The sequence below is a fragment of the Streptomyces sp. CA-250714 genome (assembly GCF_050936705.1).
GTDB lineage: Bacteria > Actinomycetota > Actinomycetes > Streptomycetales > Streptomycetaceae > Streptomyces.
In genome coordinates this window covers 1,648,095-1,673,728 of the sequence record NZ_JBNJMI010000002.1, presented here as the reverse complement: position 1 = coordinate 1,673,728, position 25,634 = coordinate 1,648,095, and the positions used below count along the sequence as shown (strand labels likewise).

22 protein-coding genes are annotated in these 25,634 nt (G+C 72.1%); 11 read left to right on the top strand and 11 right to left on the bottom strand.

The window, feature by feature from the left end:
- Nucleotides 1-135 precede the first annotated feature (135 nt).
- Genes ACQEU8_RS26370 through ACQEU8_RS26350 form a run of 5 tightly spaced genes read right to left on the bottom strand, consistent with a single transcriptional unit; the run spans nucleotide 136 to nucleotide 5,324 of the window.
- On the bottom strand, nucleotides 136-333 hold the full coding sequence (locus ACQEU8_RS26370) for a ferredoxin (RefSeq protein ID WP_433105277.1): 198 nt from the start codon (nucleotides 331-333) through the stop codon (nucleotides 136-138).
- A 1-nt stretch (nucleotide 334) separates the two neighbouring features.
- On the bottom strand, nucleotides 335-1,534 hold the full coding sequence (locus ACQEU8_RS26365) for a cytochrome P450 (protein ID WP_433105275.1): 1,200 nt from the start codon (nucleotides 1,532-1,534) through the stop codon (nucleotides 335-337).
- Nucleotides 1,535-1,580: 46 nt separating this feature from the next.
- Nucleotides 1,581-2,255: a TenA family protein gene (locus ACQEU8_RS26360; RefSeq protein WP_433105273.1), complete on the bottom strand. Its 675-nt coding sequence runs from the start codon at nucleotides 2,253-2,255 to the stop codon at nucleotides 1,581-1,583.
- A 28-nt stretch (nucleotides 2,256-2,283) separates the two neighbouring features.
- Nucleotides 2,284-4,140: an asparagine synthase (glutamine-hydrolyzing) gene (gene asnB / locus ACQEU8_RS26355; RefSeq protein ID WP_433105271.1), complete on the bottom strand. Its 1,857-nt coding sequence runs from the start codon at nucleotides 4,138-4,140 to the stop codon at nucleotides 2,284-2,286.
- Nucleotides 4,128-5,324 (bottom strand): nucleotide disphospho-sugar-binding domain-containing protein, encoded by a 1,197-nt coding sequence (locus ACQEU8_RS26350; protein ID WP_433105269.1) that lies wholly within the window; start codon nucleotides 5,322-5,324, stop codon nucleotides 4,128-4,130. Before ACQEU8_RS26350 ends, asnB begins: the two co-directional genes overlap by 13 nt.
- Nucleotides 5,325-5,614: 290 nt before the next feature.
- Here ACQEU8_RS26350 and ACQEU8_RS26345 point away from each other — a divergent pair, with 290 nt between their 5' ends.
- From ACQEU8_RS26345 to ACQEU8_RS26335, 3 genes are read left to right on the top strand one after another with little or no spacing between them, the layout of a single operon-like run.
- Nucleotides 5,615-6,856 (top strand): NAD(P)-binding domain-containing protein, encoded by a 1,242-nt coding sequence (locus tag ACQEU8_RS26345; RefSeq protein WP_433105267.1) that lies wholly within the window; start codon nucleotides 5,615-5,617, stop codon nucleotides 6,854-6,856.
- Nucleotides 6,853-7,329, top strand: a complete 477-nt coding sequence (locus ACQEU8_RS26340) for an SCP2 sterol-binding domain-containing protein (protein ID WP_433105265.1) — start codon at nucleotides 6,853-6,855, stop codon at nucleotides 7,327-7,329. The genes ACQEU8_RS26345 and ACQEU8_RS26340 overlap by 4 nt, the downstream gene beginning before the upstream one ends.
- 41 nt (nucleotides 7,330-7,370) lie before the next feature.
- Entirely contained in the window at nucleotides 7,371-8,360 is a 990-nt protein-coding gene (locus ACQEU8_RS26335) for a carbohydrate kinase family protein (RefSeq protein WP_433105263.1), read from the top strand.
- Between the two features lie 169 nt (nucleotides 8,361-8,529).
- On the opposite strand, the gene ACQEU8_RS26330 is transcribed toward ACQEU8_RS26335, so the two are convergent.
- A complete protein-coding gene (locus ACQEU8_RS26330; protein WP_433105261.1) occupies nucleotides 8,530-8,994 on the bottom strand; it encodes a PPOX class F420-dependent oxidoreductase in 465 nt (154 codons plus the stop codon).
- Nucleotides 8,995-9,094: 100 nt separating this feature from the next.
- On the opposite strand from ACQEU8_RS26330, the gene ACQEU8_RS26325 reads away from it, so the two are divergent.
- Genes ACQEU8_RS26325 through ACQEU8_RS26315 form a run of 3 tightly spaced genes read left to right on the top strand, consistent with a single transcriptional unit; the run spans nucleotide 9,095 to nucleotide 12,552 of the window.
- Nucleotides 9,095-10,384 (top strand): aminotransferase class I/II-fold pyridoxal phosphate-dependent enzyme, encoded by a 1,290-nt coding sequence (locus ACQEU8_RS26325; protein ID WP_433105259.1) that lies wholly within the window; start codon nucleotides 9,095-9,097, stop codon nucleotides 10,382-10,384.
- A gap of 36 nt (nucleotides 10,385-10,420) precedes the next feature.
- Nucleotides 10,421-11,314 (top strand): dihydrodipicolinate synthase family protein, encoded by an 894-nt coding sequence (locus ACQEU8_RS26320; RefSeq protein WP_433105257.1) that lies wholly within the window; start codon nucleotides 10,421-10,423, stop codon nucleotides 11,312-11,314.
- Nucleotides 11,311-12,552 carry an MFS transporter gene (locus ACQEU8_RS26315; protein ID WP_433105255.1) on the top strand — a complete coding sequence of 414 codons (1,242 nt, stop codon included), beginning with the start codon at nucleotides 11,311-11,313 and terminating at the stop codon, nucleotides 12,550-12,552. Before ACQEU8_RS26320 ends, ACQEU8_RS26315 begins: the two co-directional genes overlap by 4 nt.
- A gap of 138 nt (nucleotides 12,553-12,690) precedes the next feature.
- Here ACQEU8_RS26315 and ACQEU8_RS26310 read toward each other — a convergent pair whose 3' ends face one another.
- The gene (locus ACQEU8_RS26310; RefSeq protein ID WP_433105253.1) at nucleotides 12,691-13,599 is read right to left on the bottom strand and encodes a hypothetical protein; all 909 of its coding nucleotides are present in this window, start codon (nucleotides 13,597-13,599) and stop codon (nucleotides 12,691-12,693) included.
- Between the two features lie 401 nt (nucleotides 13,600-14,000).
- Between ACQEU8_RS26310 and ACQEU8_RS26305 the strand changes: the two genes are divergently transcribed.
- The 5 genes from ACQEU8_RS26305 to ACQEU8_RS26285 all read left to right on the top strand — a co-directional run bounded on the left by ACQEU8_RS26305 (nucleotide 14,001) and on the right by ACQEU8_RS26285 (nucleotide 20,145).
- Nucleotides 14,001-14,300: a hypothetical protein gene (locus ACQEU8_RS26305; protein ID WP_433105251.1), complete on the top strand. Its 300-nt coding sequence runs from the start codon at nucleotides 14,001-14,003 to the stop codon at nucleotides 14,298-14,300.
- A 112-nt stretch (nucleotides 14,301-14,412) separates the two neighbouring features.
- Nucleotides 14,413-15,402, top strand: a complete 990-nt coding sequence (locus tag ACQEU8_RS26300; protein ID WP_433105249.1) for a Ppx/GppA family phosphatase — start codon at nucleotides 14,413-14,415, stop codon at nucleotides 15,400-15,402.
- Nucleotides 15,403-15,498: 96 nt separating this feature from the next.
- Nucleotides 15,499-18,648: an endo-alpha-N-acetylgalactosaminidase family protein gene (locus tag ACQEU8_RS26295; RefSeq protein ID WP_433105247.1), complete on the top strand. Its 3,150-nt coding sequence runs from the start codon at nucleotides 15,499-15,501 to the stop codon at nucleotides 18,646-18,648.
- 113 nt (nucleotides 18,649-18,761) lie between these two features.
- Entirely contained in the window at nucleotides 18,762-19,643 is an 882-nt protein-coding gene (locus tag ACQEU8_RS26290) for a helix-turn-helix domain-containing protein (RefSeq protein WP_433108724.1), read from the top strand.
- Between the two features lie 151 nt (nucleotides 19,644-19,794).
- Nucleotides 19,795-20,145, top strand: coding sequence for a chorismate mutase (locus ACQEU8_RS26285; RefSeq protein ID WP_433105245.1), 351 nt, complete (start codon nucleotides 19,795-19,797; stop codon nucleotides 20,143-20,145).
- A 64-nt stretch (nucleotides 20,146-20,209) separates the two neighbouring features.
- Here ACQEU8_RS26285 and pyk read toward each other — a convergent pair whose 3' ends face one another.
- From pyk to ACQEU8_RS26265, 4 genes are all read right to left on the bottom strand, one after another.
- Entirely contained in the window at nucleotides 20,210-21,637 is a 1,428-nt protein-coding gene (gene pyk / locus ACQEU8_RS26280) for a pyruvate kinase (RefSeq protein ID WP_433105243.1), read from the bottom strand.
- Nucleotides 21,638-21,835: 198 nt separating this feature from the next.
- The gene (locus ACQEU8_RS26275) at nucleotides 21,836-22,573 is read right to left on the bottom strand and encodes an SIMPL domain-containing protein (protein WP_433105241.1); all 738 of its coding nucleotides are present in this window, start codon (nucleotides 22,571-22,573) and stop codon (nucleotides 21,836-21,838) included.
- Nucleotides 22,570-24,060, bottom strand: coding sequence for a lysine N(6)-hydroxylase/L-ornithine N(5)-oxygenase family protein (locus ACQEU8_RS26270; protein ID WP_433105239.1), 1,491 nt, complete (start codon nucleotides 24,058-24,060; stop codon nucleotides 22,570-22,572). The genes ACQEU8_RS26275 and ACQEU8_RS26270 overlap by 4 nt, the downstream gene beginning before the upstream one ends.
- Nucleotides 24,057-25,496 (bottom strand): pyridoxal phosphate-dependent decarboxylase family protein, encoded by a 1,440-nt coding sequence (locus ACQEU8_RS26265; RefSeq protein ID WP_433105237.1) that lies wholly within the window; start codon nucleotides 25,494-25,496, stop codon nucleotides 24,057-24,059. Before ACQEU8_RS26265 ends, ACQEU8_RS26270 begins: the two co-directional genes overlap by 4 nt.
- Nucleotides 25,497-25,634: the final 138 nt, after the last annotated feature.

Genomic DNA, 25,634 nt, shown 5'->3' with positions numbered 1-25,634 from the left:
GGTGGGGGTACCCCCGGCCGAAGGCTGGGGGAGTGCGCCCACAAGCCCAAACCCACCCGCAGCCTGCATACGCCAGGCAGGGGCAGCCCCTGATCAGAACAGGCGGAAGGGCCGGGCAGGATCCGCCGACCAGCCTTAGTCCTCCGTGACGCGGATGGACTTGGTGGGGCACCCACGGGCCGCGCGGCGGACCTCCTCGTGGAGCTCCCCCGGAGGGGTCTCGTCGAGGACGAGGACCAGCCCGTCCTCGTCCTGGTCGAAGACACCTGGCAGCCGGTAGACACACAGACTGCTGACCGCGCAGGTGTCGGAATTCGCCGTCACTCGGAGCATGTCACCACTCCACGGGGATCTCGGTGAAGCCCTCCATGAACCCGCCCAGCGCGCGCGGCAGTTCCTCGGCGGGCGCCGCAAGCCGGATGTCGGGGAAGCGCCGCAGCAGCGACTCCGTGGCGACCTGGAGCTCCATCCGGGCCAGCGCGGCGCCCACGCAGTAGTGGATGCCGGCGCCGAAGGTCATGTGGTGGTTCTCCTGGCGGCGGATGTCCAGCTCGAAGGGCTTGTCGAAGACCTCGGGGTCCATGTTGGCCCCCTCCTCCGACAGCAGCACACTGGTGCCCTTCTTGATGACCGAGCCGTCCGAGAGGGGGATGTCCTCGACCGCGTACCGCATGGTGCCCACCGAGGAGCCCATGATCTGGGTGCGCAGCAGCTCCTCCACGGTGGAGGGCACCAGCGACCAGTCCGCCTGGATCTGCCGCACCAGCTCCGGGTGGTACAGCAGCACCGCGGTGCCGGTGCCGATCTGGCTGGCGGTGGTCACATAGCCGGCGATGAGCAGCCCCTGGCACCAGAAGTGCAGCTCATGGTCGTTGAGCCGGTTGTCCTCCTCGTCGCGGACCCGGATCAGCTCGCTCACCAGGTCGTCGCCCGGGTTCTCACGCTTGGCGTCGATCAGGTCGCCCAGGTACTTCCACAGGTTCTGCCGGCACTGTCCCACCTCTTCGGGCGGCAGCTTGGTGACGGACAGGAAGCCGTCCACATAGGTGCGGAACTGGTCGCGGTCCTCCGCCGGGACGCCCAGCAGCTTGCAGATCACCTTGATCGGCAGCGGGAACGCCAGCGCCTCGTTCAGCTCCACCGGCTGCGGCCCGGCCGCCATCTCGTCCAGCAGCTCGTCGGCGACCTGCTGCACATACGGCCGCAGGGCCTCGATCCGGCGGGCGGTGAACGCCTTGGTCACCAGCGACCGCACCTGGGTGTGCTTGGGCGGGTCCGGGTCGATCTCCGGGTCCATGAACAGATCGTTGTCCTTGGAGATCCGGGCACAGTCGGGGCGCGCGATGTTCCGGGACAGGCGCTTGTCGGCGAACAGGGCGCGCACGTCCTTGTAGCGGGTCACGAGCGTCGCCACGTCCCCGCTCGGCAGCGTCACCTCCATCGCGGAGCTGCCGTGCACATGCCGCAGCGCTTCGGGCACCTGCATGGGCGGGGTCCAGGCGAACGGATACCTGGGCGGGGTGTGAGTGCTCACGGTTGTCCCTTCGGGGTCGGTGATGAAGTGCCTGCTGCCGCAGCCGTCAGACGGGCCACTGGGGGCGCGTCCAGGCGGCCTCGGCGAATGCCCACTCGTGGCGGATGCCGGTACGGAAGTGCTCGATCAGCCGGTCCCGTTCGGCCGGCGAGGACGTCTCACCCAGTTCGTCGGCCAGCCCCATGAAGGCCCGCACCGCGTAGCGGTAGCCCTCGCCCGGGTGGTAGACCTCGATCCACCCGGCATACCGGGAACCGGCCTTGTGCCGCTCCAACAGGCCGTCGGAGACCTGGTGGTTGAACCACACCATCGGGAGCAGCGCCCCGACCCCGGCGGTGAACGAGGCGGCGCTGGAGGCGTTGAAGAACGCACAGTGCGCATGGGTCGCGGGACCGGCCTGCGGTGCCTGGGTCGGCGGCTGGGGGAGGCCCATGCCGTCGGCCAGCTCCGCGTACTTCTCCCGCAGCCGGTCGCGGGCCTCCAGGGTGCCGGTGATCGAGCGGCCCAGCAGCGCCGTGTGCGCGTCCCGTTCGGCCGCGGCGGCCGTACGGGCCAGCGCCCGGGCGTAGGCGGGCAGCAGATGCCCGGTGTCCTGCTCCACGAAGTACGCCAGTGACTCGCCCGGCAAGGAGCCGTCCCGCAGGCCCGCCCAGAACGGGTGGGCCTGCACCTTCTCCAGCACCGGCGCGGCCAGCTCCGTCAGCTGATCGCTCAGCCTCATCAGACCTCTCCGTCCTCTCCGTCCGCTCTCACAGGTCCAGCCGGACGCGGTAGTGGCGCAGCCAGGCGTCGAGCTGGAGGACCATCTCCACGTTGCGGCGCTCGCCCCACCCGTCCACCGCGATCGGCCGGTCCTCGGCGGCCAGCTGAGCACAGGCGGGACCGTCCAGCAGCGGCCGCACCGGGCTGGCCGGATCGGCGACGACCGCGTCGAAGCGCCGTCGCAGCACCTGCCCGTAGTGCGGGTCCTGGGTGATCGGGAAGGGGCTCTTACGGCGCTGGGTCACCGACTCGGGAAGCAGGTCGGCGACGGCCGAACGCAGCACACTCTTCTCGCGGCCGTCCGCCGTCTTCATCGCCCAGGGGATGTTGTAGACGTACTCCACCAGCCGGTGGTCGCAGTACGGCACCCGCAGCTCCAGCCCGACGGCCATGCTCAGCCGGTCGTCGCGGGAGAGCAGCAGCGGCAGCCAGCGCGTCAGATGCGCGTGACCGACCCGCCGCATGACCCGCTCGGTCTCCGACTCGCCCGGCACGTCCGGCACTTCCGCGACCGTCTCCGACCAGCGCTGCGCCGAGTAGCCCGGCACATCGATCTTCCGCAGCAGCCCGGGGTCCAGCAGCCCGGTGCTCATCCCGTGCGGCGCGACACGCAGCCCCATCGTCACCCAGGGGAAGTTGGCGGTGTCCACCAGGGTGGGGTCCCGGAAGGACTGGTAGCCGCCGAAGAGTTCGTCGGCGACCTCACCCATCAGCGCCACCGTGGAGCGCTGCCGTACCGCACGCAGCAGCAGATACAGCGAGCGGTCCATGTCGGGGATCGGCCGGGGCAGATCCTGGGCACGCAGCGCCGCCGCGTCCACCACATGGTCGGCCAGATCGGCGGTGCGCAGCACGACAGGCTCGTGGTCGGTGCCCACATGCCGGGCGACCTCGGCGGCGTAGGGCGCGTCCGGGTCCTCGTGCCAGAAGTCCTTGCGGAACCGCTCCGTGTGCCCCTCGAAGTCCACGGCGAAAGTACGCGGCCGTCCGGCGCCGGAGCGGGCCGCGAAGGCCGCCAGCGCGCTGGAGTCGACACCGCCCGACAGCAGTGTGCACAGCGGTACGTCGGAGACGAGATGGCCGACGACCGACTCCTGGAGCAGCCCCCGCACCGTCTCGACAGTGCGCTCCAGCGTGTCCGGGTGCTCATGGTTGGGCAGCGACCAGTAGCGCGACTCGCTCAGCACCGCACCACCGGCGCCCTCCCGCAGCACCGCCGTGTGCCCGGCCGGCAGTTCCCTGATACCCCGGTAGACGGCGTGCCCCGGCGTCGCGATGTAGGCCAGCAGTTCCGCCAGCCCCTCCGCGTCGACCACGCACTCCAGCGACGGGTGTGCCAGCAGCGCCTTGGGCTCGGAGCCGAAGAGGAGACCGTGCGCCGTGCGCGCGTAGTACAGCGGCTTGATGCCCAGCCGGTCGCGGGCCAGCAGCAACTGCCTGCGGCGCGGATCCCACACGGCGAACGCGAACATCCCGTCCAGCCGCCGCGCGCACTCCTCGCCCCACTCCAGGTAGGCCCGCAGTACGACTTCGGTGTCACCAGCGGTACGGAACCGATGGCCGAGCGCCGTCAACTGCTGCCGCACCTCGCGGTAGTTGTAGACCTCGCCGTTGTGCACCAGCACCGCGAGGGTGTGTCCGTCGTGCTCGGCGGTCATCGGCTGGGTGGAGTCGTCGACGTCGATGACGGCGAGCCTGCGGTGGCCGAGCGCGGCGTCGGCGTCGGTCCACACCGCCTCGTCGTCCGGGCCGCGGTTGGCGAGGGTGCCGGCCATGGCGCGTACGGTGCTGCCCTCCTCGCTCATCTGCCGCGCGAAGTCGATCCAGCCCGCTATGCCGCACATGCGACCACCCGCTTCTCCAGCTCGCCGACGACCTCGGCGGGCGCGGGCTGCGCCAGCATGCCGTCCCGCAGCGTCCACGCCGCCTCGCGCCGCCCGGCGGCCTGTTCGCCGTCCAGCAGCGCCGCCGCCTCCGCGCGGAGCCGCTCGGTGCTCGCCTCGTCCCGCGTCAGCACCTCACCCGCGCCGGTCGCCAGCACGCGTGCCGCATGCCCCGCGTGGTCCGGCAGTTGGGGAACGAGCAGCAGCGGCAGGCCAGCGCGCAGCGAGGTCAGTACGGTGCCGGCGCCGCCGTGCGCGACCACCAGATCGGCGCTGCCGAGCAGCGTGTGCAGCGGCGCGTCGAGCGTCACATGCACTCCGTCGGGCACCTGGCCCAGCAGTGGTCGCTGCGCTGCGGTGACAGCCAGCACGAGCTCCGTACGGGGCAGCCCGGCCAGCGCCCGCGCGGCGTGCCCGGCCAGGAACAGCGCGGGATCCAGCCGCGCCATGGTGTGCCCCCAGGTGATCACGACCCTGCGGTGTCCGCGCGCCGGTGGTGGCAGCGGCGGATCGGGCGGTGTCCCCGGCCCGTTGAACGGCACGTACCGCATGGCCAGCCGGGGATGCTCGGCCGGAGCCGGCGCCTGGAAGCCCGGCGGGCAGGGGTCGATGGTGAAGTCCCCGAACGGGTGGTAGCCCGCCGGGTCCACGCCCACCCGCTCGGCCAGCTGCGCCAGCACTTCCGGCAGCAGCGTGCGGGCCCGCGCCATCAGATCGGCGCCGTACAGCAGCCGTACGGCCGGAATCCCGGTGGCGGCGGCAGCCAGCGGGCCCGCCAGCGCCGTCGGCTCGGACACCACCACGTCGGCGCCCCATCTGCGGGCCGTCTCCGTCACCCCGTCGACCATCGAGTCGGCGTGCGCGGTGAACATCCGCAGCGCCCGCGGCCCCTTGCCGCCACGCGGTGCCCGCTGGTCACCGGTGGGGTCGTCCTTGCTGGGCAGCACATAGCCGCGCACCATGCCGACCCCGTCGACGTCCTTGCCGACGGCCGCGCCCGGCAGTCCGGTCCGCTCGATCAGCGGCAGCAGCTCCGGCTGGCTGACGACCAGCACCTCATGTCCCGCACTACGGCAGGCCCACGCCAGCGGCACGAGTGCGTACAGATGAGAGGGCCAGGCCCAGGTCGTGAACAGTACCCGCATCGCAGCCCCAAACCCTTCCGCCGCCGACTCCTGACGAGCAGACGGTGACCCAGCGCCCTAGGAGAGGGGTCGGCGCTCACTAGAGCGGGCCCCGAAGGGGCGCGGGGAACTGCGCGAGCAACCCCAAACCACCCGCAGCCCGGAAGCGAGAGGCAGGGGCACCCCTCACCGGCACAACGGGGACCGGGCCCTCCCGAAGCGGGGCTCGATCAGATGTCGAGCGCCGGTGGCAACGGTGTAGGGCGTACCCCGCGGCTGCGGCCGCAGGCCCACGCTTTGGAGGCGGGCAAATGAAAGCGTTCCGCGTCATGCTGCGGATGGAGATCCACCCGAACAAGCGCCAGGAGTTCGAGAACACCTGGCGCCACGTGGCGACCGGCATCGCGCGCGAGCCCGCCAACCGGGGCCAGACGCTGGTGCGTTCGGTGGAGGACGAGAACGTCTACTACGTCCTCACCGACTGGGCGGACGAGTCCTCCTTCCGTACGTTCGAGCTGAGCGAGGCTCACGTCGAGAACCGGCGCAGGCTCCAACCGTTCCGCACCGGCGGCGAGATGATCGTCACCGAGACCGTGTACGAGGTACCGCCCGCGCCGGAAGCACCCCGGGACGCGACCCCCGCCGACCCCGCTCCCGGCGACCCCGGCGGCGAGCCGCTGGCCTTCATCGGTCTGGGCAACATGGGCGGCGGCATGGCGCACCGGCTGCTGGACACGGGACGCGCGCTGACCGTCCACAACCGCACGGCCGCCAAGGCCGCGCCGCTGGCCGAAGCAGGCGCCACCGTCACCGCGAGCCCCGCCGAGGCCGCCAAGGGCCGCTCGGTCGTACTGCTCAGCCTGGCCGACGAAGCCGCCGTCGAGGAGGTGCTGTTCGGTCAGGTGGCCGATGTCCTGGCACCTGGAGCCGTCGTCATCGACACCTCCACCGTCTCGCCCGGCTACGCCCGCGAGTGCGCCGAACGGCTCGCCGGACGCGGGCTGCGCCGGGTGGAGGCATGCGTCGTCGGCAACCCCTTCCAGGCCCGCGAGGGCAAGTTGCGCGTCTACACCAGCGGCGACGAGGAGGACATCGCCCGGGTCGGCGACATCCTGGACGCGCTCGGCGCGCAGGTCGTCCACCTCGGAGCGCCCGGCACGGCCGCAACCCTCAAGCTCATCTTCAATCTGCTGCTCGGCGCGCAGGTCGCCTCCCTCGCCGAGGCGGTGGCCTACGGTGTCGCTGCCGGGCTGGACCGCGACCGGCTGCTGACCTCCGTCGCGGAGAGCGGCTTCAGCTCGGTGGTGCTGCGCTTCCGCGCCGAACTGATGCGCAAGGGTGCCTACGAGCCGGCGTTCTTCCGCTCGACGCTGATGGAGAAGGACCTCCGGCTCGCTCTCGGCGACGCGGCGGTGGCCGGAGTGCCGCTGCCCGTCCTGGACTCCGTACGCGAACGCTTCGTGGACGTCAACGCGGCAGGCGACGGTGACAAGGACGCCTCCGTACTGCTCGAACACACGGTGCGCGGCGGCCGTGCGGAGGCGGCGTCGTGACCGCGCGCGAGGCGATGTTCCACCAGCTGCGCAACATCGTCCGCTCCCGCGCGGCAGCCACCCCCTCGCCGCCGCCCGACGAGGTGGAGGCGCTGCTGGACCTGGTCTTCGAGTGGTTCCGCGCCCGGTTCAGCCCGGAGCGCGCCGCGCTCGCCTCCGGTGTCTTCCACTACGAGATCGACACCCCGCTCGGCGTCCGCCACCGGTACGTCGCCGTCGCCCAGGGCGCCTGCACCACGTCCAGCACGCCCGAGTCCACGCTGGGCGGCGCACTCGACGGCGCACCCGACGCCACCATCGGCGTGGCGCTGCCCGATCTGGTCGCGCTGGCGGTGGGGGAGTTGAAGGGCACCGACGCGTTCGTCGGCGGGCGGCTGAAGATCTCGGGAGACGTGTTCTTCGCGATGAACTGGATCGAGTGGTTCGGCGCCCGCAGCGGCCATCCGCCCGGCCCCGGCGCGGACGCGGTCTGACCCCCTTCGACAGCGCTCCCATCCGAGCAAGGAGAATTCCCGTGCGCATAGCCGTGACAGGTTCGATCGCCACGGACCATCTGATGACGTTCCCCGGCCGGTTCAGCGAGCAACTCCTGCCCGACAGCCTGCATACGGTCTCGCTCTCCTTCCTGGTGGAGGAGCTGGAGATCCGGCGCGGCGGCGTCGCGGCCAACATCGCCTTCGGCCTCGGCAGACTCGGACTGACCCCCGTACTGGTCGGCGCCGCGGGCAGCGACTGGGCCGACTACCAGCTGTGGCTCAAGGAACACGGCGTCGACACCGACTCCGTGCACGTCAGCACCAGCCGGCACACCGCCCGCTTCGTGTGCACCACCGACGCGGACCACAACCAGATCGGCTCGTTCTACCCGGGCGCCATGAGCGAGGCCCGCGACATCTCGCTGCTGGAGGTCGCCCGGCGTACCGGCGGGCTCGACCTGGTCGTCATCGCCCCCGACGATCCCGAGGCGATGCTGCGGCACACCCGCGAATGCGCCGAGCTGCGCGTCCCGTTCGCCGCCGACATCTCCCAGCAGCTCGCCGTCATGGACCGCGACGGTGTACGGGCGCTGCTGGCCGGGCCCGCGTATCTGTTCACCAACGCCTACGAGGCGGTGCTGCTCCAGGAGCGCACCGGCTGGACCGAGCAGCAGATCCTCGGCCGCGTCGGCACCTGGGTCACCACCCGCGGCGCCGAGGGGGTGCACATCGAGCAGGCGGGCATCTGCCCCGTGGACGTACCCGCGGTGCCCTTGGGGCCGTCCGCCACCGTCGACCCCACCGGCGCCGGTGACGCCTTCCGCGCCGGCTTCCTCGCGGGCCTCGCCCGGCAGTTGGGCCACGCACGCGCGGCTCAACTGGGCAGCGCCCTGGCCACCACCGCGCTGGAGGTGACCGGCACCCAGACCTACACCCTGGACCGGACCGCGTTCCTGGCCCGCCTGCGGGGTGCCTACGGCGTTGAGGCCGCGCAGGATCTTGCCCCGCATCTGACGTTGTTCCGGTGAGGGGGGTGCCCCTGTCCGACGTATGCGGGCTTCGGTTTGTGTTGTGGCTGGTCGCGCAGTTCCCCGCGCCCCTGACGGGGCGCGTCCCACCCCACCCCCTGCTGCGCTTGGGCAGTCTGCGCCAGGGGCGCAGGGTGGGCAAGCGCAGCCCCCCCATGCCGGGTACGGGTCAGGAGGCCAGCCGGGCTGGGAAGCCGCCCTTGGCGATGGGGCCCCAGCGGCGCGGGGTGACCCGGATCAGCGATTTGCCCTGCTTCAGCATGGCCGCCCGGTACTCGTCCCAGTCCGGGTGCTCGCCGGAGATGACGCGGTAGTACTCGACCAGCGGCTCCACCGCCTCGGGCACATCCAGCACCTCGGCCGCTCCGTCGATCTGCACCCAGGGCCCGTTCCACTCGTCGGACAGCACGAGCACGCTCACCTGGGCGTCGCGCCGCGCGTTGTGCGTCTTGGCGCGCTCCGGATATGTCGCGACGACGATCCGGCCCGCGGAGTCGACCCCGCACGTCAGCGGCGACGCCTGCGGTGTGCCGTCCTCCCGCCGCGTCAGCAGGATGGCCCGGTGCCGGGGTCGTACGAACTCCAGCAGTTCATCGAGTCCGACCCGGGTGTTGGTAGCGATCGAAGGAGCCATGCCGTCGAACCTACGCCATGGCCTGGCCCGCTGCCCGCCGTGGGAGCAGGGGAGCAGAAAACCGTTTGTGTCATAGGACATTTCCCGTAAGCTGCGATCCATGGACGGACGCATCCGAGGTGCGAACGCGGCGGAGATCGCGGAGTCGGTACGGGAACTGGTCGAGACCGGAGCCCTGGCCACAGGTGCCGCGCTGCCGCCGATCCGCACGCTGGCTGCCGAGTTGGGGGTGAACCGGAACACGGTCGCCGCCGCGTATGCGCAGCTGGGGTCAGCGGGCGTGGTGGAGAGCCGCCGCCGCGGAGGCACGGTCGTGCTGGGCGTGCCGGCCGTCGACGGCGAGGGGTTCGCGGTGTCGTCGGCGCTGGTGAATCTGGCCGACGGCAATCCGTCGCGGGAGTTCCTGCCGGATGTCACCGCCGCCTACCAGGGGTACGAACCCCCGCTGTACGGGCACGAACCGGTCAGCGGCGCCCTCGCCGACTGGGCACGGCAGGCGATGAGTCCCGACGTGGAGACCGAGCACCGGCTGGTTCTCACCCACGGCTCGCTCGATGCGGTCGAACGCTGTCTGAACAGCCATCTGGCCCGGGGCGACGCGGTGGCCGTCGAGGACCCCTGCTTCCTGTCCAGCATCGGGACGGCACGCGCGAACGGCTTCCGCCCGGTGCCCGTACCCATCGACGCCGAGGGCATGGACCCCGAAGGTCTGCGCGCCGCCCTGGTGGCGGGAGCGCGCGCGGTGGTGTGCACCCCCCGCGCGCACAATCCCACCGGTGCCGCACTGTCGGCGGTCCGCGCCCGGCAACTGCGCGAGGTGCTGGCCGACTTCCCCGGCGTACTGGTCATCGAGGACGACCACTTCTCGGCGGTCTCCGCACAGCCGTACCACCGGATCACCCCGCCGTCCGCGCCCCGCTGGGCCCTGCTGCGGTCCGTCTCGAAGTTCCTCGGCCCCGACCTGCGCCTGTCGTTCGTACTGGCCGACCCGGCCACAGCGGCTCGGCTGGAGGCGCGGCTGAATCCCGCCTGGGTGAGCCACCTCCTCCAACACGTCGTCGCGGGCCTGCTGTCCGACCCCGGGACCGCGCAACTGCTCCAGCGCGCCCGCGACGCGTACGCCACGCGCAGCCGGAGCCTGATCGAGGCGTTGCGGCAGAACGGGATCACCGTGGCCGACCGCTGCGACGGACTCAACGTCTGGATCCCGTTGCCCGGTCGCACCCGGCGGATCGTCGAAGCGCTGGCGGAACGCGGATGGGCCGTACGGCCGGGAGCGGACTTCGCGGTCACCAGGAGCACTGCCTCGGCGATCCGGGTCACGACGGCCACCCTCACACCCCAGCAGGCCCAGGTGTTCGCCGCCGACCTCGCACGGGTCATGTCCTGACGTTCCATCACTCGCCGCAACCAGGGAGAAAAGCCCATGTTCACCGGCCTGAGCGCCTTCCCGCTCACCCCGATCACCGACAACGGCATCGACGAGCAGGCCTACGCGGGACTGGTCCGCCGACTCGCCGCTGCCGGTGTCGACTCGATCGGGGCACTGGGCTCCACGGGCTCCTACGCCTACCTCACCCGCGAGGAGCGGGCTCGGGCCGCCCGTATCGCGGTGGAGAACGCCGACGAGACCCCCGTGGTCGTGGGCATCGGCGCGCTGCGCACCCGGCACGTCCTCCAGGCGGCCGAGGACGCCCAGCGCGCGGGCGCGGCAGGGGTGCTGCTCGCACCGGTGTCCTACCAGCCGCTGACCGAGGACGAGGTGTTCGGGCTCTTCGAGGACGTCACGGCGAACCTCTCGGTCCCCCTGGTCGTCTACGACAACCCGGCCACCACCCGTTTCACGTTCACCGACGAGCTGTACGCGCGGGTGGCGGAACTGCCACAGGTGGCGTCCGTCAAGATCCCCGGCGTACCGGCCGACCCCGCGGCTGCCCGCGCCCGCGTCCAGCAGCTGCGGCAGCTCCTGCCCAGCACCGTGACCATCGGCGTGAGCGGCGACGCCTTCGCGGCCACCGGACTGAACGCCGGGTGCGACGCCTGGTACTCGGTGATCGCGGGCACCCTCCCCGGACCGGCACTGACCATCACCCGCGCCGTACAGTCCGGCGACGCCGACCGGGCGCTGGCGGAGTCCCGGCGGCTCCAGCCGCTCTGGGAACTCTTCGCCCGGCACGGCTCGCTGCGCGTGGTCGCCGAAGCCGCCGCCCAGCTGGGCCTCACCCCGCCCGACAGCCTCCCACTGCCACTGCGCGGACTGCGCACCCAGGACCGGGCACGCGTCACCGAACTCCTCGAACAGCTGGGTCCGAACTCGTGAGAGAGCGGGACACCACAGCGTCGGCGTCCGCTGCCTGGGCCCCGGCAACAGGGCCGTCATCGGCACCGCCCGCGGCGGCGGTGCCGGGTTGGGGCGGTCTGGCCCGCTACATCATCGCCGCGACCCTGGCCAGGGCCTCCGACGGTGGTGCGGTGGTGGCCATCGTGCTGCTGGTGACCACCAGCGGCGGCCCGGGCTGGCTGGCCGGACTGCTCGGCGCCTGCATCACGGCGCCCCATCTGCTGGGCCCCTTCGTCGCGCGGGTCCTCGACACCGCACGCGACGGCCGCAAGGTGATCGCCGCAGCGTGCATGGTGCACGGCGGCACCCTGGCGGCGGCCGTACTGCTCTACCCCGTCACCATTCCGGTCGTCACCGCCGTACTGCTGATCGCCTCCGGACTGGTCGGCCCGCTGCTCACCGGAGGGATCAGCAGCCGGCTTCCCGCCATCGCGGGGGAGGGCCGGGAGCGCCAACGCCGCGCCCAGGGCTGGGACGTGGCGACGTACGGCATCGGCGGAACGGTCGGCCCCACCGTCGTCGCGGCGGTCTCCGCCTGGGCCTCACCCCTGGTGGCCGCGCTCGTCCTCGCCGGGGGGACGTTCCTGGCCGCCGCCGTGGTCCGCTTCCTCCCCTACGCCCCGCCCCCGGCCGCCGCCTCCGACGTCCCGAAGCCCGGACGCACCCTCGTCGGCATCCTCACCTCGGGGCCGCTGCGCCGCACGCTGTACCTGACCGTGACGGTCGCCTTCGGCGTCGCAGCGCTGCCCGTCACCGCGGTGGCCGGCGCCGGCGCACTGGGTGTCGGGCCCGCTGCCGCCGGTGTGCTCACCGCCGCCTACGGACTGGGCAACCTCCCCGGCTCCGCGGGCGTGATGCTCCGCCCGGCCCGTGCGGACGCGGACGGGCTGATGACCCGGCTCGCCGCGCTTGTCGCCGGCACCCTGGTGCTGGTCGCCCTGGCCCCCTCGTTCCCGATCGCCGTCGCCGCCTACGCGGCGGCCGGAATCGCCAACGCCTGCTTCTTCGCGGCCACGCTCGCCGCCCGCAGCGAGTACGCGCCCCCGGCCGCACGCGGCCAGATATTCGTCTGGGTGGGAGCACTGAAGATCACGGCCGGATCAGCGGGAACCGCCTTCGCCGGAACCATCATCGGCACGGCCCTCCCCCTTCCCCTCACCCTCGCGGTCGCCCTCACCTTGGCCGCCGCGCTGCTCTCCCTCACGGAACGCCGCTGACGGGGGACGCGCCCCGAAGGGGCGCGGGGCTGTGTTCATGTGCGGCTCCGCCGCGTGGGCGCGAGCAACCACACCGCACCCGCAGCCTGCGTACTCCAGCAAGGGGCACCCCCCTCGCCAGCCCAAGCGAGGACCCAACTACGTGTCGCACGACCAAACCGCCCCGCACAGCCCGCACCGCGCCCGTACATGCCCCCGCACCGGCACCCGGACCCGCACCCGGCAGGTGGGGCAAGGGAACGACACCCGCAGCCCCGCACCGTCACCGGGCTCGAATGCGTACCCCGCGCCACCGCCGGGACCGGCACCCGCGGCACCGCCGCTCGCCCCATGCCGCCGCTCCCTCACATAGCGGCGCCGCTCCAGCCACGGCGCCCCGGACAGCGGCGGCACCTCCTCGTCGCGGGCCGCCATCCGGCGCCCCCGCTCATACGCCTCGTACGCCTGCGGACTGGTGAACCAGATCGCCGGGTCCTCCGCGAAGACCCGCGCCCGCTTGGCCAGTACGTAGCCGAACTCCTCCGGCGTGAGGTAGCCGAGCTTCTGCGAGGTGAGCGCGTCCTGCCGGAACGCGTCCAGCAGCAGCCAGCCGGCGCCGAGGTAGGTGGTGGCCGTGTCGGTGAGGATCTCGTTGGCGCGGGTGCCGTCGAAGGCCAGCCCGAGACGGTGCAGCCACACATGGGTGACCTCGTGGGCGAGGGCCGCGCCGATGTCGTTGCGGTGCTTCTTGAAGCGGGCGTTCAGCTCGATGAAGTACTCGGGTCCGGCCGTCAGTTCGACGTTCGCCGCGTGCGTCATCTCGCGGAAGCTGACGATCACCCGCGCCTCGGGCAGCCGCAGATGCCGCACCAGCACACCTGCGACCCGCTGGGCGCCCAGATACAGATCGTCGGCGTCCGCGAAGGCGACATCACCCGGGGCGACGCTGGTGTCGAAGCCGCGCACGGAATCGGCCGACATCCGCCGGTAGAGCGCGGTGATCGCCTCGCGCACCGTCTCCAGGTGCGGAAAGCCCCGCTCCACGGGGTCAGTCACCGAACCACCCATCCCACACCCCCAGCGCGCGGCCTACCGCCACGATAACGCCGCCCCCACCGCACCGCCGGGCAAGCGGTGACCGCCGGCCACCCCCGCACCCCGGACCGCACCCGGGCACTTCCGCGCCGCGAGCACTGCCGCACCCAGGGCACTCCCGCACCCCGGGCCCTTCCACACCCCAAGCACTTCCGCACCCCGGGCACTTCCCACCACCGGCAACCGTTGCTCTCCCGGGAAAGTTGCGATCACCGGGGTTTGCGGACGGTACTGTCGGTAATACGAAACGCCAGGTGCTTGGGAGGACAGGCACATCCGCGGGGAGGTGGCCGCGAACGGTCGCCCCGGGTGTGTCGCCACAAGCCGCCTCCCGCGGTTGCCGGGAAACACAAGACCGGGAGGAGCGAGTTCCTATGTGCGCCGCACGCCACCGTCACGTTCGCGACCGCGCCCTGGACGTGTACACGTCCCCTCAGGCGCGCGAGCTGCGCGAGAAGGTGCGCGCCGCTGTCCGAGAACTGAGCCGTACGACCCGGGCCGAGTCCCCCACCGTCGAACGGATCGCCCAGCACACCGGGCTGGCCGGGGACGAGGTGCGGGCCGGACTGGAAGCCATGAGCAACTGCTGCACCACCATGGAACGCCACCGTGCCGCCGGGTACGGACACGGCACCGTACGCCCGCACGCGCCCGGGCGCGTGCTCACCGTCTGACGGCCGTGGCCGCGGGACATCCGTCCCGCGGCCCCCGTATGCCCGCAGGCCCCACGGCCCCGCGGGCCGCGGGCAGGCGAGGGGAGGAGTTTCCGTCGGCGGGAGGTGCGGTGTGCGCGTGGGTGTCCTGGATGTCGGCTCGAACACCGTACGGCTGGAGATAGCCGACGCCGACGGGGCGGTGCCGCTCCCTGTGCACACCGTCAAATACCGGCTGCGGCTGGCCGACGACGTGGACAGCGAGGGCCGGCTGCCCGAGTACGCGGTGGAGCGGCTGGCCGAGGCGACCGCGGCGGCCGAGGAGGAGGCCCGCTCCTGGGGCGTGGCCCGGCTGACCGCCTTCGCGACGGCGATCGTCCGGGAGGCCCCCAACCGCAGCCAGATCGTGGAAGCCGTACGCAAGCGCGCCGGGCTGGAGTTGCGGATCATGTCCGGGCGGCGGGAGGCCGAGCTGACGTTCCTCGCCGCGCGGCGCTGGATGGGGTGGCGGGCCGGGCCCATGGTGCTGCTCGACATCGGCGGCGGCTCCGTGGAAGTGGCCTTCGGCCGCTCGGGAGTGCCGGACCTCGCGGTCTCGGTCCCGCTGGGAGCGGGGCTGCTCACCCGGGAGCACTTCGGCACGGCGGACCCGCCCCCGCCCGAGCAACTGCGGGCGGTACGGCGTCAGGTGCGGCACCAGCTGCGCGATGTCACGGCCCGGATCCGGTGGGAGCGGCCGCACACCGCCGTGGCCACCTCCCGCACGCTGCATCAGCTCGCCCGGCTGTGCGGGGCTGCGCCGGGGCGCGAGGGCCCGTTCACCCCCCGGTACTTGAAGCGCGGCCGGCTGCGCACGGAGCTGGACAGACTGCGACGGCTCCCGGCGGCCGAACGCGCCGAGCTGCCCGGTATCTCACCGGCCCGGGCCGGCCAGGCACTGGCCGGCGCCCTCGTCGCGCACACCACCATGACGTTGCTGGACGTGACGACGCTGGAGCTGTGCCCCTGGGCGCTGCGCGAGGGCGTCCTGATCCACCAGCTCGAACAGGACGCGCCGCACCGCTGCGAACAGGACGCACCGGGCGGCACCGGAAGTCCAACAACCCCGCACACTTGTCCATAGGCAGCCGCCTGCCCGCTCGCCAAGGCTGGGGCGTCCAACCGGAAGGCGACACCGGGGCGTCGAACCGGAGGGCGACAGCCGAGCGGAGGCGGAACCATGGCGAGCGGCGAGGCGAGCAGCCGGGCGAGCGCGGACGCGCCCAGCGACGTGACCCGTGGCGTGACCCGCAGGTCGGTGGTGGCGGCAGGCGCGGCTGGGGCCGGCACCGTACTCGGCACCCTCGCCTTCCCGGCGCCCGCGAGCGGCGCACCCCGCACCAGCGGCGCACCCCGCACCCACACCCTCCGCACCCCGGCCCTCGACGTCACCGTCGACACGGCCTTCCCCCGCATCGTCGGCTACACCGACCGGGAGACCGGCAAGACCCTGCACGCCCAGCAGCACCCCGTCCGCACCCTCCTCATCGACGGCGAGGAGCACACCCCCCGGGTCAGCAGCGAGCCCGGCGCCGACAGCCGCGGCATCACCTACACCCTCAGCCTCGGCACCGGCACCGAACTCACCGTCCGGATCGAGGCCGAGGACCGTCAGGTGCACTGGCGCGTCACCCGTATCAAGGAGAGCGCCACCGGCCGCATCGGCACACTCCAGCTCCCCGGGCTGGCGTTCCTCTCCGTCAGCTCCGACCAGCAGCCGGCCCCGGTGCTGTACGCGGCCAGGGTGGAGCTGGACAAGGCCAAGAGCGGTGACACCCTGATCGAGCTCACCAGCAGTACGAAGACCGATCCGGAACCGGTCGGCTGCGCCTACGCGGTCGTCGCCACCGGTGACCTCGCTGCGGCCATCGAGACCAACACCAGCTACGACAAGCCGGCCGCGACCAAGGGCGCCGACTGGGACAACGGACGGCTGTGGCGGCAGACCGTCGACGCCGACGGCGCCGTGGCGGCCCGGCTGACCTGCGGCCAGTGGACCCACCGCGCCGCCACCGCCGGGCCGGACCAGACCGAGCCGCTGCCGTACGTGACCGTCATCGTCACCCGGGACCGCAACGGCGACGGGGTCGCCGACTGGCAGGACGCGGCCATCGCGATGCGCGAGATCATGGTCGACCCGCACGGCGCCGACGAGCAGCATCTGCGGGTGGTGCCGCACATTCCGTTCAACTTCGCCAGCCAGGCCACCAACCCGTTCCTGGCCACCCTCGACCAGGTCAAGCGCATCCATCTGGCCACCGACGGGCTGCGCCAGTTCACCCTGCTCAAGGGCTACCAGTCCGAGGGCCACGACTCCGCGCACCCCGACTACGCGGGCAACTACAACAAGCGCGCCGGCGGCCTCACCGACCTCAACACGCTGCTGGCCAAGGGCAAGCAGTGGAACTGCGACTTCGCGGTGCACGTGAATGCCACCGAGTCGTACCCGGTCGCCCACGCCTTCTCCGAGACCCTGGTCGACAAGACGAACGAGCAGTGGGACTGGCTCGACCAGTCGTACCGCATCGACCAGCGTCGCGACCTGGTCTCAGGCGACATCGTCGAACGCTTCCGCAACCTGCGCGAGGACACCGACGACGGACTCAACTCCCTCTACATCGATGTCTTCCGCGAATCCGGCTGGACCTCCGACCGCCTCCAGCGCGCCCTCCGCGACCAGGGCTGGCAGCTCACCACCGAATGGGGCCACGGCTTCGAACGCTCCGCGCTGTGGTCGCACTGGGCGACCGAGCCCGACTACGGCCCCGACACCTCCCGGGGCATCAACTCCCGCCTCATCCGCTTCATCCGCAACCACCAGAAGGACGTCTTCGCCGACAAGTGGCCCACGCTGCTGGGCGCGCCCCGCATGGGCAACCACGAGGGCTGGCGCGGCAAGACCGACTGGCACGCCTTCTACAAGTTGATCTGGACTCACAGCCTGCCCGCCAAGTACCTCCAGGCCAGGCCCATCCGCAGCTGGACCGCACACGAGATCACCTTCGAGGGCGCCGAAGCCACCTCCGTCACCGACGCCGACGGCAAGCGCCGCATCACCACCGACGGCCGGCCGGTCTACGACGACGGCACCTATCTGCTGCCCTGGGAGCCCCGCAGGGCCACCGATCCGGAGAAGCTCTACCACTACAACCCGCGCGGCGGACGCACCACCTGGCGGCTGCCCGCCGGCTGGGCGGGCACCGGCACGGTGTACGTCTACCCGCTGTCCGCCCGCGGCCGGGGGAAGGTGCGGCAGGTGGCCGTCTCCGGCGGCAAGGTCACCCTGTCCGCCGAGCCCGGGCAGCCCTACGTCGTGCGCCGCACCCCCGCGCCCGCCCCGCGCGACCCCCGCTGGGGCGAGGGCACCCCGCTGGCCGACCCCTGCTTCCACGCGGGCAACCTCGCGGCGTGGACCGTCAAGGGCGCGGCGCGCGTTCAGCCGAGCGAGCGCGGCGACGACGAACTCGTCCTCGCCCCCGGCGGCCCCGCCTCCGTCAGCCAGCGGCTGGCCCGCCTGGAGCCCGGCACCTACGCGGCCTCCGTACAGGTGCAGGTGGGCACCGAGGCGGGCCACCGGCGCCGCGCCGCGCTCACCGTCCGTACCGCCGACGGCGTCACCGCCGAGAACTGGACGGAGACCTCAACCGCCACCAACCACGTCGCGGCCGACCTCAAACAAGGCACCCGGTTCCAGCGGATGACGACCTGGTTCACCGTGCCCGAAGCCGGCGGACCGGTCACCCTCGCCCTCACGGTGGGGAAGGGCGAGGTACCGGTCCGCTTCGACCACGTCCGCGTCGTCCGCGGCACCGAATCCCGCCGCCGCGGCGCCCTGGTGTACGAGGACTTCGAGCACGTACCGCAGGGCTGGGGGCCGTTCGTCAAGGGCGACGCGGGCGGCTCCACCGATCCGCGCACCCATATCGCCCAGCGGCACGCGCCCTACACCCAGCGCGGCTGGAACGGCAAGGCGGTCGACGACGTGATCGACGGCGGCGAGTCCCTCAAGTCCCGTGGCGAGAACACCGGGCTCGTCTACCGCACCGTCCCGCACACCGTCCGGTTCGAGCCCGGGGCAACCTACCGGGTCTCGTTTCGCTACGAGAACGAGAAAGCCGGCCAGTACGCCTGGATCACCGGCGCCGACGCGCCGGAACCGCGCGAGCTGGACCGTACCCCGCTGCCGGTGGCGACCGAACCGGTCACCCACAGCTACGAGTTCACCGCCCCCGAGGACGGCGAGGCATGGGTCGGCCTGCGCAAGGTCGGCGACGACGGCAAGGCCGAGTTCGTGCTGGACACCTTCACGGTGACGCGGGTGCGAAGGTGACGGGAGCCCGCCGCTGACGCACCGGTGACCCGCCCGGGGTGATCACCGTACGCTGCTGCCCTGAACGAGTGAGGGGAGCGCATGCGGTGGCCGAGCACCGGTACCAGTGCTGGATGCGGTACTTCACCCCTGGCCCCGTACACCACCGGCTCGGCCTGGTCTGTCTCGGCGTCGGCATGCAGCACGGTGCGCTGCCCCCGGTCGGCCCCCGCACCCTCGACCACCATGTCGCCATCGTCATCAGCGGCGGCCGCGGCTGGTACGCGGACCCGGACGACCCGCAAGGACAGCGACGGGAGGTGGTGGCCCCCGCGTTGCTGTGGCTCACCCCCGGCGTACGGCACCACTTCGGCGCCGACCCCGAAGAGGGCTGGGACGAGAGCTTCGTCGACTTCACCGGCTCCGCCGTGACCGCCTACACCGAACTGGGCTGCATAGAACCGCACCGCCCCCTCGTCCCGCTCACCGACGCGGGCCCGGCACGCGCCGCCATCGCCCGGATCGCCCGCTCGGCGCGGCCCGGCAACCCGCTGCTGGAAGTGGAGGCGGCAGCCGCTGTACACGAACTCCTCGTCGCACTGCGCCGGGCCCGCGCCGACACCACGGCGGACGGCGCACCCGTCCTGCAGGCCCTGGCCCGCGACGCCTTCCTCCCGCTCTCCGTCGCCGACCACGCGGCGCGGTCCGGGATGACTCCCGCCGAACTGCGCGCCGCCGTACGGCGCAGTGCCGGGTGCAGTCCGAAGGACTATTTGCTGGGCATCCGCCTCGGTCGGGCGAAGGAGTTGCTGGCCGGTACGGATCTGCCGGTCTCCACGGTCGCTCGCCGGATCGGCTATGACGACCCGGCGTACTTCTCCCGGCTCTTCACGCGCCGCGTGGGCACCCCGCCCGTCCAGTTCCGCGCCACCCAGTCCCGCAAGGTCCCCGGCGGCTACGCCACCCGCGTTCCCGACCCGGACCACCCGCCGATGATCCCCCGCGTCCGCTCTTAGGCCGCGCACCCTGCACTGCGCTTGGGCAGTCTGCTCCCCCAGACTCCGTCCGGGAGGTGCCCCCAGGGCGCAGGGTGGGCAAGCGCAGCCCTCATTGCCGGGTACGCAAGATCCGTGCGGCCCGGCCGGGGAGGCCGGATAAGCTCGGGCGATGAGCAGTAGCGAGAACGCGCGGCCCGCCACCACCGCGCAGCCCGACCAGTCGGTACGCGCGGAGCTGACCGCGCTGCGCGACAGCATCGACAACATCGATGCCGCCGTGGTGCACATGCTCGCCGAGCGCTTCAAGTGCACCCAGCGCGTCGGCCGGCTCAAGGCCGACCACAATCTGCCCCCGGCCGATCCGGCCCGCGAGGCCCGGCAGATCGCCCGGCTGCGCGAACTGGCCAAGGACGCCAAGCTCGACCCGGCCTTCGCCGAGAAGTTGCTGAACTTCATCATCGCCGAGGTGATCCGCCACCACGAGCAGATGGCCGGCAACGGCAGGCAGCAGAACAGCTGACCCGGGCCGCAAGGAGGCGGCCCGGGTCACAGTCAGGTGCGCGCGTCCGAGAACGCGTGGGCCCTCAGGAGTCCTCCTCGCCCAGCCGGTGCACCCGCACGAGGTTGGTCGAGCCGGGGACGCCGGGCGGCGAGCCGGCGGTGATGATGACCAGGTCGCCGCGGTCGCAGCGGCCCAGCTTCAGCAGCATCTCGTCGACCTGGTCCACCATCTCGTCGGTGGTCTGCACCATCGGGCCGAGGAATGTCTCCACCCCCCAGGTGAGATTGAGCTGCGAGCGCGTCGCGGGGTCAGGGGTGAAGGCCAGCACGGGGATGGGGGAGCGGTAGCGGGACAGCCGGCGGACCGTGTCCCCGGACTGGGTGAAGGCCACCAGGTACTTGGCGCCGAGGAAGTCACCCATCTCCGCGGCGGCCCGGGCCACCGCACCGCCCTGGGTGCGCGGCTTGCTGCTCTGGGTCAGCGGCGGCAGCCCCTTGGCGAGGATGTCCTCCTCCGCCGCCTCGACGATCCGGCTCATCGTCCGCACCGTCTCGATCGGGTACTTCCCCACGCTGGTCTCGCCGGAGAGCATCACCGCGTCGGTGCCGTCCATCACCGCGTTGGCGACATCGGAGGCCTCGGCGCGGGTGGGGCGGGACGCGTCGATCATCGAGTCCAGCATCTGCGTCGCCACGATCACCGGCTTGGCGTTCCGCCTGCACAGCTTGATGGCGCGCTTCTGCACCAGCGGCACCTGCTCCAGCGGCATCTCCACACCCAGGTCACCGCGGGCGACCATGATGCCGTCGAACGCGTCGACGATGGACTCCAGGTTCGCCACCGCCTGCGGCTTCTCCAGCTTGGCGAGGACGGGCAGATGGCGGCCCTCCTCCGCCATGACGCGGTGCACTTCCTTGATGTCGTGCCCGCTGCGCACGAACGACAGCGCGATCAGGTCGGCGCCCATCCGCAGCGCCCAGCGCAGGTCCTCGACGTCCTTGTCGGAGAGCGCGGGCACGGAGACCGCGACCCCCGGCAGATTGAGGCCCTTGTGGTCGGAGACCATGCCGCCCTCGATGACCATCGTGTGCACCACGGAGCCCTCGACACGGGTGACTTCCAGCGTCACCCGGCCGTCGTCCACCAGGATCCGCTCGCCGGCCGTGACATCGGCGGCCAGCCCCGGATAGGTGGTGCCGCACATCGAGCGGTCACCCTCCATGTCCTCGACGGTGATGGCGAACTCATCGCCCCGTTCAAGGAGTACAGGCCCCTCCTGGAAACGCCCCAGTCGGATCTTCGGACCTTGAAGGTCCGCGAGCACCCCCACATTCCGCTTCGTCTCCTCGGCGGCGGCGCGCACCCGGTGGTAGCGCTCCTCGTGCTCGGCGTGCGTGCCGTGGCTCATGTTGAACCGGGCGACATCCATTCCCGCCTCTACGAGCGTCTTGATCTGCTCGTACGAATCGGTGGACGGACCCAGGGTGCTGACGATTTTTGCTCGGCGCATAGCCCGAGCCTAAGACTTACCGACGCGTAAAGAACCGCCGTCGGACAATTGTCCAACCGCCTTTTACCGAAAAGCCATGGAATCCCGAGGACAACTAATAAAGTGGGCGCCCATTTGCTCGGATGAGCATCCACAGGGCTGTTCCGTCTCAAGTACCGAGACGGAACAGCCGAGCGCCTCTCGCACCCTCCTCGGACCTCAGCCGAGCTGCGGCGGACTCATCACAAAGCGCGCGTTCACCTGCGCGGACACCGTCTGCCGCTGCGGCTCCAGATCCAGCGCCGGCGGCGGCCCGGCCGCCCTGCCGTACCCGGCCAGCCCGCCGGGCGCCGCCGGATACGGCGGCGGAGCACTGTTCTCGGCACCCAGATCCGCCAGCTCGACCAACGCCACCAGCCGCGAACCCAGCGCCTCCGCATACTCCCGGGCCCGCTTCACCGCCTCCCGAACCGCCTGCTGCCGGGCCGTACGGTGCGCCGTCGAGTTCCGCCACAGCCCCCACCACGGCCCCTGGACCTCCGTCAGCTCCAGATCGGCCAGCCGCGTCGTCAACTCGCCCAGCACCGTGAAATCCGTGATGGTGGCATTCAGCCGCACCCGCCCGTCGTAGGCGTACACCCGCTCCCGCTTGCCGTCCCGCAACTGCGGCTGCACGCTGAACGTCCCCGTCGACAGCTTCTCCACGGCGTCGCCGTAGCTCTTGACCAACTCCAGCGCACGCGCGTTCCGCTGCGTCAGATCCTCCAGCGCGGCCCGCCGGTCGGCACCCCGCGCCGACACCGAGATGCCGATCCGCGCGTACTCCGGATCGAACTCCAGGCTCGCCTCCCCACGCACCGCCACCCGCGGCGCGTCAGGAGTGCCGTACGGCATCGCACCGGAACCGTTCGACGGCGGGGCGACGGACAGCGGCTCGTCTTCGGGTATCTGTGTCATACGCCAACTGTGGCAGACCTTCCCGCAGCTGAGGCGCCCGCCTGCTGCTCCCGCAGCCCGAAGCGGGTGAAGGCCGCACGCTGCGGCAGCGGATAACTCTCCCGGCCCGTCACCGCGTTGAGGATCACCGCGCTACGGTGCGCCGCCAGCCCCAGATCCGGGGCACCCACCCCATGCGTGTGCCGCTCCGCGTTCTGCACGAACACCGAACCGGTGACCGCCGGATCCAGCACCAGCCGGTACTCCTCGTCCACCAGCGGACGGCCCGAACCGTCCCGCCGCAGATACGGGTCCAGCGCCGCCAGCATCCCCTCCGCCGGGCGCTCGGCGTACCCCGTGGCAAGCACCACCGCGTCCGTCGTCAGCACACTCCGCTCCTGCTGCTCCGGATGCTCCAGATGCAGCTCCAGCTGGGAGCCGCCGCCCCGCCCGGCCGTCCGCACCCGCACCCCGGGCGTGAGCACCGCGTCCGGCCAGCTCCCGGCACGGCCACGGCCGTCCCCTTCACCGCTGCCACCGCCATCCCCGCCACTCTCGTCGTGGCCCGCGCCGCTGTCCAGCAGCAGCATCCTGCGGTACAGCTCGTCGTGCACAGCCGCCAGCGTCTCCGCGTCCACCGCCTTGTGCAGCTGCCACTGCCGGGGCAGCAGCCCGTCGCGCACCCGCTCGGAGAGGCCGTGGAAGTAACGGGTGTAGTCCGGCGTGAAATGCTCCAGGCCCAGCTTGCTGTACTCCATCGGCGCGAACGCCGCGCTGCGCGTCAGCCAGTGCAGCCGCTCCCGCCCCAGCGGGCGCCTGCGCAGCAGATCCAGAAACACCTCGGCGCCCGACTGGCCCGACCCGACGACCGTCACATGCCCGGCCGCCAGCAGCTCCTCACGGTGCTCCAGATACTCCGCGGAGTGGTACACCGGCACCGACGGCGCCTGAGCCAACGGCCGCAACGCCTGCGGCACATGCGGAGCCGTACCGATCCCCAGCACCACGTTCCGCGCGTACGACCTCCCCAGCGCCTCCGCCTCCCCGTACGCGCCCAGCTGCGTGAAGTCGACCTCGAACAGCTCCCGTTCGGCATTCCAGCGCACCGCGTCCACCTGGCGACCGAAATACAGCCCCGGCACCGACTCGCTCACCCACCGGCAGTACGCGTCGTACTCGGCCCGCTCGATATGGAACCGCTCCGCGAAATAGAACGGGAACAGCCGCTGCCGCTCCCGCAGGAACCGCAGAAACGACCAAGGGCTCGCCGGATCCGCCAGCGTCACCAGATCCGCCAGGAACGGCACCTGAAGCGTCGCCCCCTCGATCAGCAGCCCCGGATGCCAGCGGAACGCCGACCGCTGCTCGTAGAACGCGCACCGCAGCCCCGGCAGCCCGTCGCCCAGCGCCGCCAGCGAGAGATTGAACGGACCGATCCCGACCCCCACCAGATCCAGCGGCTCCACCGCGCCCTCGGCCGCCGCCCGGCCCTCCTCGATTTCCGTCACGCGTCCGCTCCCTCGCACGCCGAATCCTCCGCCTCCGCCACGAGCTCGACCAACGCGGCCAGATCGCTGCCCCGCACCGCAGGGTTCAGCAGCGTCACCTTCCACCACAGCCGGCCGTCCAGCGCCGCCCGGCCCAGCACCGCCTGCCCACGCTCCAGCAACCGCCGCCGCACCCGCGCCACCACCGCGTCGTCCCCGCCCGCCGGGCGGAACACCACCGTGGAGACCGCCGGGCGCGCATACAGCTCGAACCGCTCGTCCCGCGCCAGACGGTCCGCCAGCTCAACCGCCGCCGCGCACGTGCGCTCCACCAGCCGGGCCATCCCCGCCCGCCCCAACGCCCGCAGCGTCACCGCCACCTTCAGCACATCCGGCCGCCGCGTCGTCCGCAGCGACCGCCCCAGCAGATCGGGCAGGCCCGCCTCGGTGTCGTCGTCAGCGTTGAGATAGTCCGCGCGGTGATCGAGCACCCGCAGTACGGTCCTGTCCGGTACGGCCAGAAAACCGGCCGCCACCGGCTGCCACCCCAGCTTGTGCAGATCGAACGTCACACTGTCCGCGCGCTCCAAGCCCGCGACCCGGTCCCGCAGCCCCGCACCGAACAGCAGCGGTCCGCCGTACGCCGCGTCCACATGCAGCCGGGCGCCATGGCGGCGCGCCACCTCGGCGATCCGGGGCAGCGGGTCGATCGCGCCCGTGTCCGTCGTGCCGGCCGTCGCCACCACCAGCACCGGAGCCCCCGCCCCCGCGCCGGCCCGCGCCAGGACACCCAGCGCCGACTCCAGCGCCACCGGATCCAGCACCCCACGCGGAGCCGGCACCACCAGCGGCGCCTCCATCCCCAGCAGCCACGCCGCACGGTGCACGCTGTGATGCGCGTTCGCGCCGCACACCAACCGCGCCGGGCCGCCACCCGCGACCCGCCGGGCCTGCTCGCGCGCCAGCAGCAGCCCCAACTGGTTCGCCTCCGTACCGCCAGTCGTCACCAGGGCGTCCGGACCCGCAGCCGAATCCGCCCCGTCCGACCCGGGGAACACCAGCCGCGCCAGCGCCCGGCACACCAGTACCTCCAACTCCGAGGCGGCCGGTGCCTGGTCCCACGAATCCATCGACGGATTCAGCGCACTGGCCGCCACATCGGCGGCAGCCGCCACCGCCAGCGGGGGACAGTGCAGATGCGCCGCACACAGCGGATCCGCCGGATCGGCCGCCCCCCGCGCCACCGCACCGACCAGCACGTCCAGCGCCTCCATGGCACCCCTGCCCTCTTCCGGCAGCACCGCGCCGACCGCCTCCCGCACCTGCGCGGCGACCGCCTCGGGACCACCCCGCGGCAGCGGCCCCCCACGCTCCACCGCACCCCGCGACAACGCCCCCACCACCGTGCCGAGCAGCGGGCGCAGCGCGGCCGGGCCAACTGCCCCGCCCGCGAGCATCCGATCCTCCGGATCCGCCCTCCCACGTGGGCGCGGGGCGGCATCCTGCAAGCCATCGACGGTGAACGCAGACATGGCGGCTCTCTCATACACGGTTGGTTAGGGCGCCCTAACTTATGTGTCGTACACCGCGCCACC